The sequence below is a fragment of the Mycobacterium sp. SMC-2 genome (assembly GCF_025263485.1).
Classification (GTDB): Bacteria; Actinomycetota; Actinomycetes; order Mycobacteriales; family Mycobacteriaceae; genus Mycobacterium.
The window spans coordinates 2,615,968-2,632,023 of sequence record NZ_CP079863.1 but is presented as its reverse complement, the minus strand read 5'-3'; the positions used below and the strand labels follow the sequence as shown (position 1 = coordinate 2,632,023).

The following is a 16,056-nucleotide window of genomic DNA, read 5'->3' as shown; positions in this document are numbered from 1 at the left end:
TATCTCTCGTGAGCCGGTCAGACCTCGATGACCGTCGGCACGATCATCGGCTGACGGCGGTAGGTCTCGCCCACCCACTTGCCAACGGTGCGGCGCACGGCCTGGGCGATGCGGCCCGGATCGGTGATGTTGTCGGCGGCAAGCAATTCGAGCTCCGCCTCGACCCGGCGCCCGGCGGGTTCCAGCGCCTTGGGGTCTTCGGAGAACCCGCGTGAATGCAGGTGCGGGGCAGCCGCCGGACGCCCGGTGCCGCGCTGGACGACCACGGTCACCGCCACGAAACCCGACGACAGGATGAGCCGTTCCCCCAGCGTGATGTCGCCGACGTCGCCGCCGATCAGTCCGTCGACGAACATCTTGCCCACCGGGACCGCCCCGGAGATCGACGCCGTGCCGGCGACCAGGTCGACGCTGACGCCGTTCTCGGCCAATAGGATCGACTCCTCCGGCACTCCGGTGCTGGCGGCCAGCTTGGCGTTGGCGCGCAGCATCCGCCAGGTGCCGTGCACCGGCATGACGTTGCGCGGCCGCACGCCGTTGTAGAGGAACAACAGCTCGCCGGCGTATGCGTGACCCGAAACATGCACGCGCGCTTGGGCATTAGTGACGACGCGGGCCCCGATCTTGGCGAGCGCGTCGATGACGCCGTAGACCGCCTCCTCGTTGCCGGGGATCAGCGACGACGCCAGCACGATGAGATCACCCGCCGTCAGCGTGATGCTGCGGTGCTCGCCGCGCGACATCCGCGACAGCGCGGACATGGGCTCGCCCTGGGTGCCCGTGGTGATCAGGACCACCCGCTCGGGCGGCATCATCTCGGCCGCGCCGATGTCGATCACATCCGAATCGGCCACCCGCAGAAAGCCCAACTCGCGGGCGATGCCCATGTTGCGCACCATCGACCGCCCGACGAACGACACCCGCCGACCCAATGCGGTTGCGGCATCGATGATCTGCTGCACCCGGTCCACGTTGGAGGCAAAGCACGCCACGATGACCCGGCCCTCGGCCCCCCGGATCAGGCGGTGCAGTGTCGGTCCCACTTCGCTTTCGGACGGGCCCACGCCGGGTATCTCGGAGTTCGTCGAGTCGCACAGGAACAGGTCCACCCCGGCGTCGCCGAGCCGGGACATCCCGGGCAGGTCGGTGGGCCGGCCGTCGAGGGGAAGCTGGTCGAGCTTGATGTCGCCGGTGTGCAGGATGGTTCCCGCGCCGGTGCGCACGGCGATCGCCAGCGCGTCCGGGATCGAGTGGTTGACGGCGAAGTATTCGCACTCGAAGACGCCGTGGGTGCTGCGCTGCCCCTCGGCGACCTCGGCGAACACCGGCTTGAGCCGGTGTTCACGGCATTTCGCGGCTACCAGCGCCAGGGTGAACTTCGACCCGACGACGGGGATGTCGGGGCGCAGCTTGAGCAGGAACGGGATGCCGCCGATGTGGTCCTCGTGCGCATGGGTCAACACCAGCGCCTCGATGTCGTCGAGCCGGTCCTCGATATGGCGCAGGTCCGGAAGTATCAGGTCCACCCCGGGCTCGTCATGGGTGGGAAACATCACCCCGCAGTCGATGATCAGCAGCCGGCCGAGGTGCTCGAAAACCGTCATGTTGCGGCCGATTTCGCTGATGCCGCCCAGCGCGGTGACCCGCAACCCACCGGTGGTCAAGGGACCAGGAGGGGCGAGTTCCTCGTTCACGTTCGGCTCACCGCAGCACCGACGCGGCGCGCATGTCGGCGGCCAGCGCATCGATTTGCTCGGGCGTCGCCGGCATCTGCGGCAACCGGGGATCGCCAACCTCGATGCCCTGCAGCCGCAGACCCGCCTTGGACAACGTCACGCCGCCAAGCCGGCTCATCGCGGCGCACAGCGGGGCGACGGTGGCATTGATCTTGCGCGCGGTGGCGACGTCGCCGGAAGCGAAGGCGGACAACATCTCTCGAAGCTGACCTGCGGCCAGATGAGAGATCACACTGATGAAGCCGGTGGCGCCCATGGCCAGCCACGGCAGGTTCAGCGCGTCGTCGCCGGAGTAGTAGGCCAATCCGGTCTCGGCCATGATCTGGCCGCCGCCGTGCAGGTCGGCTTTGGCGTCCTTGACTCCGACGATATTCGGGTGCAACGCCAACGCGCGCAGCGTGTCCGGCTCGATCGGTATCACCGAGCGTGGCGGGATGTCGTAGAGCAGCACCGGCAGCTCGGTCGCGTCGGCGATGGCGGTGAAATGTGCGATCAGCCCGCTCTGCGGCGGTTTGGAGTAGTAGGGCGTGACCACCAGCAGCCCGTGGGCGCCCTCGGCCGCGCAGGCCTTGGCCAGCCGGACGCTGTGTGCGGTGTCATAGGTGCCCGCGCCGGCGATGACCCGGGCGCGGTCGCCCACCGCCTCGAGCACGACACGCAGTAGCTCGCGCTTCTCGTCGTCGGTGGTGGTCGGCGATTCACCGGTGGTTCCGGAGACCACCAGGCCGTCACACCCGGCGTCTACCAGGTGGTTCGCTAGGTGCTCCGCGGCGGAGGTGTCGAGCGAGCCGTCGGGGGCGAACGGTGTCACCATCGCGGTCAGCACGGTTCCCAACCGGGCCGGGGCGTCGAATCCGACGGTGCTCACGGTCCTTAGGTTACCTGGCGGCGGCAAGGTATTTGGCAACGGCGCAGGCCTGCGTTGCGGCGGGTGGAAGGGGGTGCGGCCGGAATCTCAGGCTTCGGTCGCCAGCGGGCTGGTGGCCACCTCGGTCCCGTCGGCCAGCGTCGAGATCTCGAAGTCGGCGAACACCGCGGGCGCCGCGTCGGCGAGCTGGCGCAGGCACTCGATGGCCAGCCGCCGGATTTCCACGTCGGCGTGTTCGCTGGCGCGCATGGCGATGAAATGCCGCCAGGCCCGGTAGTTGCCGGTCACCACGATGCGGGTTTCGGTCGCGTTCGGCAGCACCGCCCGAGCGGCCTGCCGCGCCTGCTTGCGGCGCAGCACGGCGTTCGGCTGATCGGCGAACTTGGCCTCCAGCCTGGCCAGCAGGTCGACGTAGGTGGCTCGGCTGGCGTCGGCGGCCTCGGTCAGGATCCGGCGCAGTTCGGGGTCGTCTTCCATGCCCGGTGGTACGACGACCTGCGAATCCCCCTCCGGCACATAGCGCTGCGACAACTGCGAGTAGGAGAAATGCCGGTGCCGGATCAGCTCGTGTGTGAGCGATCGGGAAATGCCGGTGATGTAGAACGACACATTCGCGTGCTCGAGCACGGAGAAATGCCCCACGTCGATGATGTGCTTGATGTAGCCGGCGTTGGTCGCGGTCTTGGGATTCGGTTTCGACCAGCTTTGATAGCAGGCCCGCCCGGCGAACTCGACCAATGCCGGGCCACCGTCGGCGTCGGTGGTCCATGGCACGTCCGGCGGCGCCAGGAACTCGGTCTTGGCGATCAGTTGCACGCGTAGCGGCGCGGTCTCGGCCACGGCGCCACCTTAACGTGGTGACCGGATCGGCAACCCACCCGACATCAGCTGGCCGCCCGCAGGTCGGCGGCCAGGTCGCCCCGGCTGGCGACGCTGAACCCGCCCAGCCCCAGCCACGACGCCATGGACCGCAGTTCGCCGGCCAGCGCGGCGGCCACGCGCGGCCGCGGAATGCCGGGCTCGCCGAACGCACCCATGACGCGCAGCGTGTCACCGGCCCGGTCGGCCTTGAGGTCGACCCGCGCCACCAGTTGCCCGTCCATCAGCAGCGGCCACACGTAGTAGCCGTATTGGCGCTTGGCGGCCGGGGTGTAGATCTCGATGCGGTAATGAAACCCAAACAGCCGCTCGACCCGGGGCCGGAAGAAGATCAGCGGGTCGAACGGACACAGCAGCGCGGTGCCACGGTCGGAACGCGGCACCGGCCGGCCGGTGCGCAGATAGGCCGGCGCGGGCCAACGATCCACCTCCACCCGCTCGATCTCACCCGCCGCCAGGAGGTCGGCGACCGCGGGCTTGACCTGCTGGGCCGACAGCCGGAAGTAGTCGCGGATGTCGGCCTCGGTGGCCACGCCCAGCGCGGTGGCGGCGCGCAGCGTGAGTTCCCGGACGGCCTGCTCGTCGTCGACCTCGCGCGCCAGCACGCCCGCCGGCAGCACCCGTTCCACCAGGTCGTAGTGGCGGGCGAAGCCCACCCGGGTGGCCGTGGTGAGCACGCCGGCGGCAAAGAGCGCCTCGGCGACCCACTTGGTGTCGCTGCGGTTCCACCAGGTGCCCTTCTTGCGGCGCGGCTCGGCGGCCAGGTGCGCTTCGATCTGCCCGGCGGTGCTGGGGCCGAGTTCGGCGACGGCGGCGACGATGTCCTCGGCAAGTTGGGGATTGGCCTTGACGATGTGCGTGCCCCAGCGACCATGACGGTACTGGCGCATCCGCCAGCGCAGCAGCGGCCAGTCATCGACGGCCATCAGCGCGGCCTCGTGCGCCCAGTACTCGGCCAGCAGCCGCGACGAACGCGGGCCCCAGGCGGCGCGATCCAACACGTCACGGTCGTAGGGCCCGAGCCTGCTGAACACCGGCGCGTAGTGGGCGCGCACCGCGACGGATACCGAATCCAGTTGCAGCACTTGGATCCTCGATATCAGGCGCTTCAAATGGGATCGAGTGACCGGACCGGCTGGCCGCGGCTCGCTAAAGCCTTGGGCCGCAACGGCGATCCGCCGGGCTTGCGCGGCCGACAGCCTGTGGGTCCGGATCGACACGGCGCCGAGAATACCGGCCGGGTACGACAGCGCTCAGCGGCGACGCGGCCCCGCGGGCTCAGCCCGTGCTGACTTTCCCGTCCAGCGGCACCACGACGCTCGGGTCCGGCGCGTTCTTCTGCTCCTGGTAGGCCGACTCGAGAGCGGCCGGGACCGCCTCGAGGTCGCGGTAGACGCCCATCAGCTGCTCGAGGACGTTGATCCGCTGCCGGATCGCCTCGTCCGCCGCGCGCCGGGCCTGCTCACGATAGTGATCGGCTTCCTTTTGGGCGTCCCGCCACGCCTTGTCGATCGCCGCTTCGGTTTCGGCACGCATCCCGGCCAACTCGGCCTCGAGTTGCTTCTTGGCTTCCTCGTAATCGGTTTCCATGGCTTTTCGTTGCTCGGCCATCTCCGCCAACTCCTCTTCGTGCTTTCGCTGCGTGGCCTCGATCTCGGCCTCGGCCGCTGCGATCAGCCGGCCCGCCTCGCTCCGCGCCTCGGCCTGCATCTCGGCAACCTCGTCGACCGCGCGCCGCAGCATCTTCGCCATCCGGCGCTGCACCGCGTGGGGTGAGGGTGAGCTGTCGGTGAGGACGGCGATTTCTTTGCGCAGCGCGGCCGCTTCGTCGCCGGCTTCCTTCAGCCGGTTCCTCAGGCTCTCGACGTCGTCGAGCAGCAACTGCTGCTTGGTGGTCAACATCTCGATGTGGGCATCGACCGCGGCCGGGTCGTACCCCCTGAACATGCGAGTGAACGCTTTCGTGGGTTCGGTTATCACTGCCAACTCCCCCTCCTGGCAACGTGTGGTGACCTGGTGCGGGCGAGACCGACCCCCGCGTCCGAGTATGTCACGGGCGGGGAGCCCAACACTTATGCCCGACGGTAGCTGTGCAGCCGGTACCGCAGTCCCGTGCGGCTGACCTGCCACTCCCCCGTCTCACCAAGCCAGCTGTCGTCGAGCACGGGCGCGAGCGCGTCGTCGTCGTCCCGCCGCAGGTCGACTTCGACCTCGGTGACCTCGCACCGGGTCGCGTAGGGCAGCGCCAGCAGATAAACCTGCTCGCCGCCGATCACCCACGTCTCCGGCTCGCCCTCGGAGCCGGCCAAAGCCGCCTCGAGCGATCCGACGACCTGCGCCCCTTCGGCCACGAAGTCGCTGCGTCGCGACAGTACGACGTTCTTGCGACCCGGCAGCGGCCGGACCTTGGTCGGCAAGGATTCCCACGTGCGCCGGCCCATGATCACGGTGTGCCCGACGGTCAGCTCCTTGAAACGGGCCAGGTCCTCGGGCACCCGCCACGGGATGTCGCCGCCGCGGCCGATGATGCCCGACGTCGACTGGGCCCAGATCAGGCCCACGACCGTCGTACGCGTCATACGGCGACGGGGGCTTTGATGGCCGGGTGCGGGTCGTAGTTCTTCACGACCACGTCGTCGTAGGTGTAGTCGAAGATCGAATTCCGCTGCGCCAGAACCAGTTCCGGGTAGGGCCGCGGCTCGCGGCTGAGCTGGGTGCGCACCTGCTCGACGTGGTTGTCATAGATGTGGCAGTCGCCGCCCGTCCAGACGAATTCACCGACCGACAGCCCGGCCTGGGCGGCCATCATGTGGGTGAGCAGCGCGTAGCTGGCGATGTTGAAGGGCACACCGAGAAACAGGTCGGCGCTGCGCTGATACAGCTGGCAGCTGAGCCGGCCGTCAGCCACGTAGAACTGGAAGAACGCGTGACACGGCGGCAGCGCCATCTGCGGGATCTCCCCGACGTTCCAGGCCGACACGATGATCCGCCGCGAGTTCGGGTCGGTGCGCAGCAACTCCAGCGCCGCGCTGATCTGGTCGATGTGCTCACCGGTCGGCGTCGGCCAGGACCGCCACTGCACGCCATATATCGGCCCGAGATCGCCTGTGTCGCTGGCCCATTCGTCCCAGATGGTGACGCCGTGCTCGTGCAGCCAGGCGACGTTGGAATCGCCGCGCAAGAACCACAGCAACTCGTAGACCACCGACTTGAGATGCACCTTCTTGGTGGTCAGCAGCGGGAAGCCGGCGGCCAGGTCGTAGCGCAACTGCTGGCCGAACAGGCTGCGGGTCCCGGTGCCGGTGCGGTCGGACTTGGCCGTGCCCCGCTCGAGCACCAGGCGCAGCAGGTCCTCATACGGCGTCGGGATCGGCACGCGGAAAGCTTAGCGGCGATCGCAAGCGCGGCGAAGCCGGGCGCGGCGGGTCGACGCCAAAAAATCCCGCGGCGATCGCAAGCGCGGCGAAGCCGGGCGCGGCGGGTCGACGCCAAAAAATCCCGCGGCGATCGCAAGCGCGGCGAAGCCGGGCGCGGCGGGTCGACGCCAAAAAATCCCGTCCAGACCTCGGGAGTAAAACGGAGGCCATGCCGAAAATCACCGACAGCGTCACCACCGCCGATGGCACCTGCCCCGTCGGCCTGTTCACCCCCGAGGGGCCCGGTCCCTGGCCGGGGATAGTCATGTACTGCGATGCCGGCGGGGTGCGCGACACCTTCGACCAGATGGCCGCCAAGCTGGCCGGGTTCGGCTATGCGGTGCTGCTACCCGACGTGTATTACCGCAGCGGAGACTGGGCCCCGTTCGACATGGCCACCGTGTTCGGCGACGAGCGGGAGCGCAGGCGGCTCTTCGGCATGATCGGCAGCGTCACCGCGGACATGATGGCCGGCGACGCCGCCGCCTTCTTCGACTACCTGGCGGCCCGCCCGGAGGTATCCGGGGAGCGCTTCGGCGTGTGCGGCTACTGCATGGGCGGGCGGACCTCGCTCGTCGTCGCGGGCCGGGTGCCCGAGCGCGTCGCCGCCGCGGCGTCGTTTCACGGCGGCGGCCTGGTGACCGATACCGCGGACAGCCCGCACCTGCTGGCCGACCGGATGACCGCCACGGTCTACGTCGGTGGGGCCAAGGACGACGCGTCGTTCACGCGCGCGGACGCCGAACAGCTGGACAAGGCGCTGACGGCCGCCGGCGTGCAGCACACCATCGAGTGGTATCCGGCGGCCCACGGGTTCGCGGTGCCCGACAATGTGCCGTACGACCCGGCCGCGGCCGAACGTCACTGGCAGGCCATGACCGAGGTCTTCGGTTCCGCGTTACCGCGTTAGCCCGTCGAAGGCAGGTCCACCAACTCGGCCAGTCGGGCTCGGTGACGATACGCGGTGCCGAAGATCAACTGGTCGCTTTTGGCTCGCTTGAGGTACAGGTGCGCGGGATACTCCCACGTCATGCCGATACCGCCGTGCAGCTGTACGCATTCCTCCGCCGCGTGCACGGCGACGCCACTGCAATACGCCTGCGCCAGCGCCGCCGCGACGGGCGCATCTTCGTCGTTCCGGGCGCACGTGTCGGCGGCGTGCCGGGCCGCCGCGGTCGCGGCGCTGACCTCGAACCACAGATCGGCCAGCCGGTGTTTGATCGCCTGGTAGGAGCCGATCGCGCGGCCGAACTGCTTGCGCTGCTTGACATAAGCCAGCGTGGTCTCGAAACACCACTGGGCGACCCCGAGTTGCTCGGACGCGAGCAGCGCCGCCCCGGTGCGCAACGCCTCGGCGACCGGCCCGTCCCCCGGCCCGACCCGTGACGAGTCCGTCGCCGAAAAGCTCACGTTCGCAAGGGGTCTCGTCATGTCCAACGCCAGCAGCGGCGACACCTTCACCCCCGCCGCGGTGCGCGCGACGGTATGCAGCTCGAGCCCGAAGGGGCCGGCGACCGGCACCACCAGCACGTCGGCCTCGGCGGCACCGGCGACGGTGGTCACCGCTCCGCTCAGCCCGTCGGCGCCGCCGGTCACCGCCCCGATCGGATCGCCGGGCACGGTCGACACCGGCACCACCAACGCGGCCGTCAGCTCGCCCTGCGCGAGCGCGGACACGGTCTCGGTATCGCCGGCGCGCAGCAGCGCGACCGTGGCCAGCACAGCGCTGGACAGGACCGGCACCGGCGCCACAGCCCGGCCGATCTCCTCCATGATGACCGCGACCTCCCGGGCACTCGCGCCGGCGCCGCCGAGCGACTCGGGCACCAGCAGCCCGGCCACCCCCAGCTCGGCGGCCAACGTCCTCCAGACGCCCGAAAAGTCCGGCGGCTCAGGGTCGTACGCGCGTGCCACCGCTTCGGGCGGGCAGCGGTCGGCGAACAAATGCCGAACGCTGTCCCGCAGCGCCTCCTCGGTGTCGGAGTACAGCAGGTCACTCACCGATCCAGGTCCTTCCAGGCGACGTCTTTGTCGACGCGGTGCTCACCCGGCAGGCCGAGGATGCGCTCGGAAATGGTGTTGCGCAGGATCTCCGAGGTGCCGCCCTCGATCGAATTGCCGCGAGCGCGCAGGTAGCGGTATCCGGGCTCGCGTCCGACCAGATCGACGACTTCGGTCCTGCGCATGGTCCAGTCGTCGTACTGCAGACCCGCCTCGGCGTGCAACTCGATGTCGAAGCCCGAAATGGCTTGCGCCAGCTTGCCGAAGGCCACCTTCATGCCGGCGCCTTCGGGTCCGGGCTGACCGGCCTGGGCCTGTTGTCGCAGCCGCTCGCCGGCGAGCCGCAGGACCTCCGCGTCGACCCACAGCTTCATCAGCTCGTCGTGCATCGCGGGGTTGCGCAGCCCCGGCTCGTTTCGCCACGCCTTGGCGACCTTCCCGATGATCCCGCCCTCGCGCGGCGTTCCGGCGCGGGTGCCGATGGCGACGCGCTCGTTGTTGAGCGTGGTGGTCGCGACCCGCCACCCGCCGCCGACCGGCCCGAGCCGGTTCGCGTCGGGCACCCGCACGTCGGTGAGGAACACCTCGTTGAACTCCGCCTCGCCGGTGATCTGGCGCAACGGGCGCACCTCGACGCCGGGCTGGGTCATGTCGCACAGGAAGTACGTCAGTCCAGCGTGTTTGGGCACCGTCGGGTCGGTGCGGGCGACCAGGATGGCCATCTGCGCGTGCTGCGCCATCGAGGTCCACACCTTCTGCCCGTTGACGATCCAGTCGTCACCGTCGCGGACCGCGCGAGTGGCCAACCCGGCCAGGTCCGACCCCGCGCCGGGTTCACTGAACAGCTGGCAATAGACTTGTTCGCCGGTGAACAAGGGGCGTAAGAACTTTCGCTTCTGCTCGTCGGTTCCGAAAGCCGCGATGGTCGGCGCCGCCATGCCCATCCCGATGAAGTTCTTCGCGGTGCCACCGACAGGCGCCCCCGCGGCGGCCAGCTGCGCGTCGACGAGTTCCTGGGCCTTCCGCGTCAGGCCGAGCCCGCCGAAGCCGTGCGGCAGGTGCACCCAGGCCAGGCCCGCGTCGTACTGGGCGCCGAGGAACTCCCCCGGGTCGGTACCGGCCGGGTCGTGTTCGTCCAGCAGCGCCTGTACCCGTGCCTTCAGGTCCACCGCCAAGTCTTCGGAACTCATGGCTAGCCCCGCGGCCGAGCCTGAAAGCCGTACGCGCCACCGAGTAGCTGGCCGCCGTCGATGACCATCGTCTCGCCGGTGATCCAGCTCGCGGCGTCGGAAACCAGGAAGGCGATCGCTTCGGCCACATCGACGGGCTCGCCGATGCGGCCGAGCGCTATCGCTGATCCGAGCGGATCCTCGTGGCCCTTCCACAGCGCCTCGGCCAACCGGGTGCGCACCACCCCCGGCGCGACGGCGTTGACCCGGATACCCGGTGAGAGTTCCAGCGCCAGTTGCTTGGTGACGTGGATCAGCGCGGCCTTGGTGGCGTTGTACATGCCCATCGCCGGGGATTGGTGCAGGCCGCCGATGGACGCGGTGTTGACGATCGCGCCGCCGTGCTCACCCATCCACGATTTGACGACGAGCGAGGTCCACAGCAGCGGCGCCCACAGGTTGACGTCGAAGATCTTGGCGAAGCGGGCGTGGTCCTGGTCGATCAGCGGGCCGTAGGCCGGGTTGGTGCCCGCGTTGTTGACCAGGATGTCCACGCGGCCGAAGCGCTCCAGCGTCAGATCCACGCAGCGCCGCGCGGCGTCCTCGTCGACGGCGTGCGCGCCGACGCCCACGGCGTTGCCGTCCACCTGGGCGGCCGCCTCGTCGGCGGCCTCCTGCTTGCGGGCGGTCAGCACCACATTGGCCCCCGCCGCCGCGAGCTGCTGGGCGCTCGCGAGGCCGATTCCGCGGGAGGCGCCGGTGACGATCGCGGTTCGGCCGGTCAGATCCAGTGAGCTCATCGTGCTGCGCCTTCCGTCGCGCAAAATCGAGCGGTTTCCCGTTCGCTACATGGATGTTTTACACGTCTGTTTGGGTGGTATGCGACCTGCATGTTCTCGAAATTAACCGTTACGAAAAGACTGGTGGTGGGCGGGGCTGCGGCCGCTGCCATCGCCGTTGCGCCGATCGCCATCACCGATTCCCTTGCCTGGGCGGCCGCGCCGTCCGCGGCGCCCACGCACGTGGTCTTCAAGGACCAGCCGGGCGGCGGCGGTTGCGATGCTAACGGCAACTGCGGCTCGGGCGGACAGAACCAGGGCCCGGGCGGCGGTCCGGGCGGCCAGGGCTGCGCACCGGGCGTCGGCTGCGGCTCCGGGGGCCAGAACGCGGGACCCGGCGGCGTTCCGGGCGGCCAGGGTTGCCTGCCCGGCGTCGGCTGCGGCGGCGGCCACGCCTGATCAGCCCGATCTGCGCGGCTCCCGGAGCCTGGCGATCCAGGCCCGGGAGTCCGCGGGGTCGATGACGTCGTCGAGTTCGAACGTGGTGGCCGCCCGCAGCGCCTTGCCGTGCTCGTAGGCGGCGGCCACTAGCTTGTCGAACAGTTCCTCGCGCCTGGCGGGGTCGCCCTCGGCGGCCAGCTCCTTGCTGAACCCGAGACGCACGGCGCCCTCCAGGCCCATTCCGCCGATCTCGCCGGTCGGCCACGCGACGGTGAATTGCGGCGCGTGGAAGGAACCGCCGGCCATCGCCATCGCGCCGAGCCCGTAGCCCTTGCGCAAGATGATCATTCCGACCGGCACGGTCAGCCGTGCGCCCAGGACGAACATCCGGCCGAACCGCCGCACCGCCGCCTGGGCCTCCGCCTCGGGCCCGACCATGAAGCCGGGGGTGTCGCACAGCGAAATCACCGGCAGCCGAAACGATTCGCACAAGGCCAGGAAGTCGCCGGCCTTGTCGGCCGCCTCGGCATCGATGGCGCCGCCGAGATGGTGGGTGCTGTTGGCGATCAGCCCATATGCTGCCCCTTCGACGCGCACCAGCGCGGTGACGATGCCGACGCCGTAGTCGGGCCGCAACTCCAGCACCGACCCGGCGTCGACGATCGCCTCGATCGCCCTGTGCACGTCGTAGGCGCGTAACCGGTTCTGCGGCACCACATGCCGAGCCAGGCGCGGCTCCGGTGCCACCCAATCATCCAAGCTGCCCAAAAAGTACGACAGGTACTGCTTGGCGAGTGAGACCGCGTGCGCTTCGTCGCGGGCGACCAGGCTGACCACGCCGTTGCGCCGCTGCACGCCGATCGGCCCGATCGCCTCCGGCGGGTACACCCCGAGCCCGCCGCCCTCGATCATGGCCGGCCCGCCCATCCCGATGTTGGCGTCCGGGGTCGCGATGATCACGTCGCACACCCCGGCAAGCGCGGCGTTGCCGGCGAAACAGCGGCCGGAGACGATCGAGATCAGCGGCACCCGGCCGCTCAGCGCGGCCAGCATCCGGAAGGTCGGCACGTCCAGTCCGGCAGCGCCGCCGACGTCGGTGTCCCCCGGCCGGCCGCCTCCGCCCTCGGCGAAAAGCACCACCGGCAGCCGTTTTCGGGCGGCCAGGTCGAACACGCGGTCGGTCTTGGCGTGGTTGCGCATGCCTTGCGTACCGGCCAGCACGGTGTAGTCGTAGGAGACCACGACGGCCTCGCCGCCCCCGATCGTGGCCAGGCCGGCGACCAGGCCGTCGGCCGGCGTGTTGGCGATGAGGTCGGCTTCGGAGCGCCGGCTGCGCTGCGCCGCAATGGCCAGCGCGCCGTATTCCACGAAGCTGCCCGGGTCGATCAAGTCGGCGATGTTCTCGCGCGCGGTGCGACGACCTTGCTTGTGCCGCTTGGCAATCGCGGCCTCGCGGCCCTCATCGAGGGTGAGCAGATGGCGCCGGAGCACCTCGTCGAGGTCGGCGCGTGGCCGGTCGAGATCCGTGGTGGCCGTTGCGGAGTCACTTGCGGCGTCCGCGCCGGTGCGGGCGAAGACCAGCAGTGGGTCGCCGGTTCCCACCACCTGCCCGGGGGCCACCAGACTGCGCACGGTCCGCAGCGCGTCGGGCGCGACCAGCACGTGCTGCATTTTCATCGCTTCCAAGACGACGAGCTGGCTGCCCGCGGGAAAGTCGGCGCCCTCGGGCACCACTTCGACCACGGTGCCGGCCAGTTGGGCGCGCAGCACGTCCTCACCGGGATAGAGCTCGACCGGCGCGACTGGGACGCCGTGCCGGTGCGACGATGCCGCCGCCACCAGCTGGGGCAGCTCCGCGTCAAGGAAAGCGGTGCTCACCCAACCGGATTCGAGCTGGGGGTGGGACAGCAACTCGCGCAGGAAGTCGATGTTGGTGCGGACGCCTTCGATGCCGAACTCCGCCAGGGCGGTCCGGGCCTTGCGCAGCACGGCCCGCGGAGACGGGGCGTGCACGTGGGCGACGACCTTGGCCAGCAGTGAGTCGTATTGCGGGTTGACTACCAGCCCGGCCCGGCCGTAGGTGTCCACGCGGATCCCCGGCCCGCTCGGCGGCGCGAACGCGGTGAGGGTGCCGGCGGAGGGCACGACCGAGAGGTCGGGGGCGAAAGTCTCCATGTTCACCCGGGCCTGGATCGCGACGCCGCGGTGCGCGGCGGGTTCGCCGATGACTTCGTTGCCGTCGGAGGCGATTCCGGCCGGTAGCCCGAGTTGGTAGAAGGAGCCGCCCGCGGCGATCGCCAGCTGGAGGGCCACCAGGTCGAACCCGGTCGTTTCCTCGGTGATCGTGTGCTCCACCTGAATCCTCGGGTTCACTTCGAGGAACACGAATTCCTCACCGGCCACCAGGAATTCGACAGTGGCCAGCCCCCGTAGCCCGACTCGCGCGCACAACTGGGCCGCGGCCTGGTGCAAGTCGCGCCGTAATCCGTCGGAAAGCCCTTGCGCGGGTGCCATTTCGACGAGCTTCTGATAACGCCGCTGGATGCTGCAGTCGCGGTCGCCAAGCGCGAGCGCGCGGGTTTGGTGCCCCGCCGGCGCGGCGACGACCTGGACCTCGATGTGCCGCGCGCCGTCGAGCAACGCCTCGGCGAACAGCGCCGGATCGCCGAAGCCCAGTTGCGCCTCCGCCCCGCACTGTTGGTAGGCGTCGCCGATCTGATCGGCGCTGCGCACCGTGCGCATTCCGCGCCCACCCCCGCCGGCCACCGCCTTGATCATGATGGCGCCCTGCGCTTCGAAGAAGGCCTCGATGTCCGCGATGCTGCTGGGTCCTTCGGTCGCGGCCAACACCGGCACCTCGGCGGCGACGGCGGCACGGCGGGCCGCGGACTTGTTGCCCATCAGCTCGAGCACGTCGGCGTCCGGTCCCACGAACGTGTACCCGGCGCCGGCGCACGCGCGGGCGAATTCGGCGTTCTCGCTGAGGAACCCGTAACCCGGGTGGATCAGCTCCGCGCCGGAGCTTTTCGCCGCGGCCAGCACGGCGGACTGGTCCAGGTAGGCCCGCGGCCCGTCGCCCGGGAGGCCGATAGCTTCGTCGGCGGCATGCACATGCGGGCTGTCGGCATCGTCTTCGGCGTAGACCGCGACGGTTCGCATGCCCAATTCGATTGCCGTGCGGATGATTCGGAGCGCGATCTCGCCACGGTTGGCAACCAGCAGCGTCGCGTTCATCGCAGCGGCTCCCCCCACTGCACCTGCTCGCGGAGTTTGCCCTTGAGCAGCTTGCCGCCGGCGTTGCGCGGCAGCGCGTTTGCGACCACCGTGACGTACTGCGGCACCTTGAAGTCGGCGAGTTGCTCGCGGCAGTGGTCGAGCACCGCCGGCACGTCGATCTCGTCCGCGCCGCCGAAGAGCACCGCGCCCACCTTCTCGCCCATGACGTCGTCCGGAACCGCCAGCACGCACGCGTCCGCGACATGGGGCGCCGCCAGCAGCACGGCTTCCACCTCGACGCTGGAGACGTTCTCGCCGCCGCGGTTGATGATGTCCTTGAGCCGGTCGACGATGTGCACCCTGCCCGCCTCGTCGACCCGCACCACGTCGCCGGTGTGCAGCCAGCCGTCCACGATGGTGGCCGCCGTCGCTTCCGGCCGGTTCCAGTACCCGGCGGTGACGTTGGCGCCGCGCACCACCAGCTCGCCGACGCCCGGCTCGTCGCCGCCGAACGGGATCAGGCCGAGGTCGATGGACGGGACCGCGTACCCGACCGAGTCGGCGTGCTCGACGGCGTCGCGGCTCGGCAGCACGGTCATCAGCGATGCGCTCTCGGTCATGCCATAGCCGTTGAAGACCGTGGCCTGGGGAAAGGCGTCCTTGACCGCTCGAACCAACGACGGGGCGATCGGGGCACCCCCGTAACCCACCCAGCGGACGCCGGAAACGTCGACATCTGCGAAGGTGTTGTGCCGCAACATCAATGCGTAGATGGCGGGGACGGTGACCATGACGGAGATCCGCTCGGCGGCCAGCGTGGCGATCAGCCCGTCCAGGTTCAGGGCCGGCATGATCACCGAGGCCCCACCCAGCCGGGTGGCGGCCAGAAGCTGTGAGTTGCAACCGGTCACGTGGAACAGCGGCACGGAGATGAGCGTGCGCATCGCTTCGCCCAGGTCGCGCGGCTGGTCGAGGCAGCGAATCCCGTTCTCGGTGTTGGCCAGGAAGGCCTCGTGGGTGGTCGGCACCCCCTTCGGATAGCCGGTGGTGCCCGAGGTGTAGAACAGCGCGGCCACGTCGGCGCGGCCGAGCAGCTCGGTCACGTACGGCCGGCCGTCGGGCAGCGGGGCGTCCGCCGCCAGGTCGAACGTTACCCCGGAGTCCGAGAGGACGAACTCGACCTCCGGCTGCGCCGAACGCGTATTGACCGCCACCGCAACGCCACCGGCCATCACGATGCCCCAGAACGCCAGCACCCAGTCGATGCCGGCGGGGTAGCGCACGGCGACGCGATCACCGGGCCGCAGCCCGGCCGCGCGCAGCCCACCGGCGACGCGCGCCGCGCGGTCCCACAGCTGGCGGTAGGTCAATCGGCCGGCACCGAGCTCGACCACCGCCTCGCTGTCCGGCCGGTGCTCGACCTGTTCGGCGAGCATGTCCAACAGGGTGGCGGGGAGATCGTCGTAGTGCGGGACGCCGTCGGCGTCGCGGGTCACGCCTGTCGTCGGGAACGGGTTGTGTGCGCGCGGAATTTCGATCACTGGAGGCATG

General features: G+C 69.8%; 14 protein-coding genes. 2 read left to right on the top strand and 12 right to left on the bottom strand.

The window, feature by feature from the left end; translation table 11 throughout:
* Window positions 1–17: 17 nt before the first annotated feature.
* The 7 genes from KXD96_RS12500 to KXD96_RS12470 form a co-directional block, all read right to left on the bottom strand.
* Complete coding sequence (locus KXD96_RS12500; RefSeq protein ID WP_396878541.1) at window positions 18–1,745, bottom strand: ribonuclease J; 1,728 nt, start codon at window positions 1,743–1,745, stop codon at window positions 18–20.
* On the bottom strand, window positions 1,702–2,604 hold the full coding sequence (dapA, locus tag KXD96_RS12495) for a 4-hydroxy-tetrahydrodipicolinate synthase (RefSeq protein WP_260744846.1): 903 nt from the start codon (window positions 2,602–2,604) through the stop codon (window positions 1,702–1,704). The genes KXD96_RS12500 and dapA overlap by 44 nt, the downstream gene beginning before the upstream one ends.
* An 87-nt stretch (window positions 2,605–2,691) precedes the next feature.
* Entirely contained in the window at window positions 2,692–3,444 is a 753-nt protein-coding gene (gene thyX, locus KXD96_RS12490; protein WP_260744845.1) for an FAD-dependent thymidylate synthase, read from the bottom strand.
* A gap of 44 nt (window positions 3,445–3,488) precedes the next feature.
* The gene (locus KXD96_RS12485) at window positions 3,489–4,733 is read right to left on the bottom strand and encodes a winged helix-turn-helix domain-containing protein (RefSeq protein WP_260745347.1); all 1,245 of its coding nucleotides are present in this window, start codon (window positions 4,731–4,733) and stop codon (window positions 3,489–3,491) included.
* Between the two features lie 28 nt (window positions 4,734–4,761).
* Entirely contained in the window at window positions 4,762–5,463 is a 702-nt protein-coding gene (locus KXD96_RS12480; RefSeq protein ID WP_260744844.1) for a cell division protein DivIVA, read from the bottom strand.
* 92 nt (window positions 5,464–5,555) lie between these two features.
* The gene (locus KXD96_RS12475) at window positions 5,556–6,062 is read right to left on the bottom strand and encodes a dihydrofolate reductase (protein ID WP_260744843.1); all 507 of its coding nucleotides are present in this window, start codon (window positions 6,060–6,062) and stop codon (window positions 5,556–5,558) included.
* On the bottom strand, window positions 6,059–6,859 hold the full coding sequence (locus KXD96_RS12470) for a thymidylate synthase (RefSeq protein WP_260744842.1): 801 nt from the start codon (window positions 6,857–6,859) through the stop codon (window positions 6,059–6,061). Before KXD96_RS12470 ends, KXD96_RS12475 begins: the two co-directional genes overlap by 4 nt.
* 209 nt (window positions 6,860–7,068) lie before the next feature.
* Here KXD96_RS12470 and KXD96_RS12465 point away from each other — a divergent pair, with 209 nt between their 5' ends.
* Complete coding sequence (locus tag KXD96_RS12465; RefSeq protein ID WP_260744841.1) at window positions 7,069–7,809, top strand: dienelactone hydrolase family protein; 741 nt, start codon at window positions 7,069–7,071, stop codon at window positions 7,807–7,809.
* Here the strand turns inward: KXD96_RS12465 and KXD96_RS12460 are convergent.
* From KXD96_RS12460 to KXD96_RS12450, 3 genes are read right to left on the bottom strand one after another with little or no spacing between them, the layout of a single operon-like run.
* Window positions 7,806–8,900 (bottom strand): acyl-CoA dehydrogenase family protein, encoded by a 1,095-nt coding sequence (locus KXD96_RS12460; RefSeq protein WP_260744840.1) that lies wholly within the window; start codon window positions 8,898–8,900, stop codon window positions 7,806–7,808. The genes KXD96_RS12465 and KXD96_RS12460 overlap by 4 nt on opposite strands.
* On the bottom strand, window positions 8,897–10,090 hold the full coding sequence (locus KXD96_RS12455; protein ID WP_260744839.1) for an acyl-CoA dehydrogenase family protein: 1,194 nt from the start codon (window positions 10,088–10,090) through the stop codon (window positions 8,897–8,899). Before KXD96_RS12455 ends, KXD96_RS12460 begins: the two co-directional genes overlap by 4 nt.
* Before the next feature lie 2 nt (window positions 10,091–10,092).
* Window positions 10,093–10,869 carry an SDR family oxidoreductase gene (locus KXD96_RS12450; protein WP_260744838.1) on the bottom strand — a complete coding sequence of 259 codons (777 nt, stop codon included), beginning with the start codon at window positions 10,867–10,869 and terminating at the stop codon, window positions 10,093–10,095.
* A gap of 90 nt (window positions 10,870–10,959) precedes the next feature.
* On the opposite strand from KXD96_RS12450, the gene KXD96_RS12445 reads away from it, so the two are divergent.
* Complete coding sequence (locus KXD96_RS12445) at window positions 10,960–11,307, top strand: PE-PGRS family protein (protein ID WP_260744837.1); 348 nt, start codon at window positions 10,960–10,962, stop codon at window positions 11,305–11,307.
* Here KXD96_RS12445 and KXD96_RS12440 read toward each other — a convergent pair whose 3' ends face one another.
* Both KXD96_RS12440 and KXD96_RS12435 read right to left on the bottom strand, forming a co-directional pair.
* The gene (locus KXD96_RS12440; RefSeq protein ID WP_260744836.1) at window positions 11,308–14,523 is read right to left on the bottom strand and encodes a carboxyl transferase domain-containing protein; all 3,216 of its coding nucleotides are present in this window, start codon (window positions 14,521–14,523) and stop codon (window positions 11,308–11,310) included.
* A complete protein-coding gene (locus tag KXD96_RS12435; protein ID WP_260744835.1) occupies window positions 14,520–16,055 on the bottom strand; it encodes a class I adenylate-forming enzyme family protein in 1,536 nt (511 codons plus the stop codon). Before KXD96_RS12435 ends, KXD96_RS12440 begins: the two co-directional genes overlap by 4 nt.
* Between the last annotated feature and the right edge of the window lies 1 nt (window position 16,056).

What these genes read in the sequence shown, in the direction of transcription:
- KXD96_RS12465 (WP_260744841.1), top strand. Translation starts at nt 7,069, where the DNA reads ATGCCGAAAATCACCGACAGCGTCACCACCGCCGATGGCACCTGCCCC.
- KXD96_RS12475 (WP_260744843.1), bottom strand. Translation starts at nt 6,062, where the DNA reads ATGACGCGTACGACGGTCGTGGGCCTGATCTGGGCCCAGTCGACGTCG.
- KXD96_RS12455 (WP_260744839.1), bottom strand. Translation starts at nt 10,090, where the DNA reads ATGAGTTCCGAAGACTTGGCGGTGGACCTGAAGGCACGGGTACAGGCG.
- KXD96_RS12435 (WP_260744835.1), bottom strand. Translation starts at nt 16,055, where the DNA reads ATGCCTCCAGTGATCGAAATTCCGCGCGCACACAACCCGTTCCCGACG.
- KXD96_RS12450 (WP_260744838.1), bottom strand. Translation starts at nt 10,869, where the DNA reads ATGAGCTCACTGGATCTGACCGGCCGAACCGCGATCGTCACCGGCGCC.
- KXD96_RS12440 (WP_260744836.1), bottom strand. Translation starts at nt 14,523, where the DNA reads ATGAACGCGACGCTGCTGGTTGCCAACCGTGGCGAGATCGCGCTCCGA.
- KXD96_RS12500 (WP_396878541.1), bottom strand. Translation starts at nt 1,745, where the DNA reads ATGCGCTGGCCGCCGACATGCGCGCCGCGTCGGTGCTGCGGTGAGCCG.
- KXD96_RS12445 (WP_260744837.1), top strand. Translation starts at nt 10,960, where the DNA reads ATGTTCTCGAAATTAACCGTTACGAAAAGACTGGTGGTGGGCGGGGCT.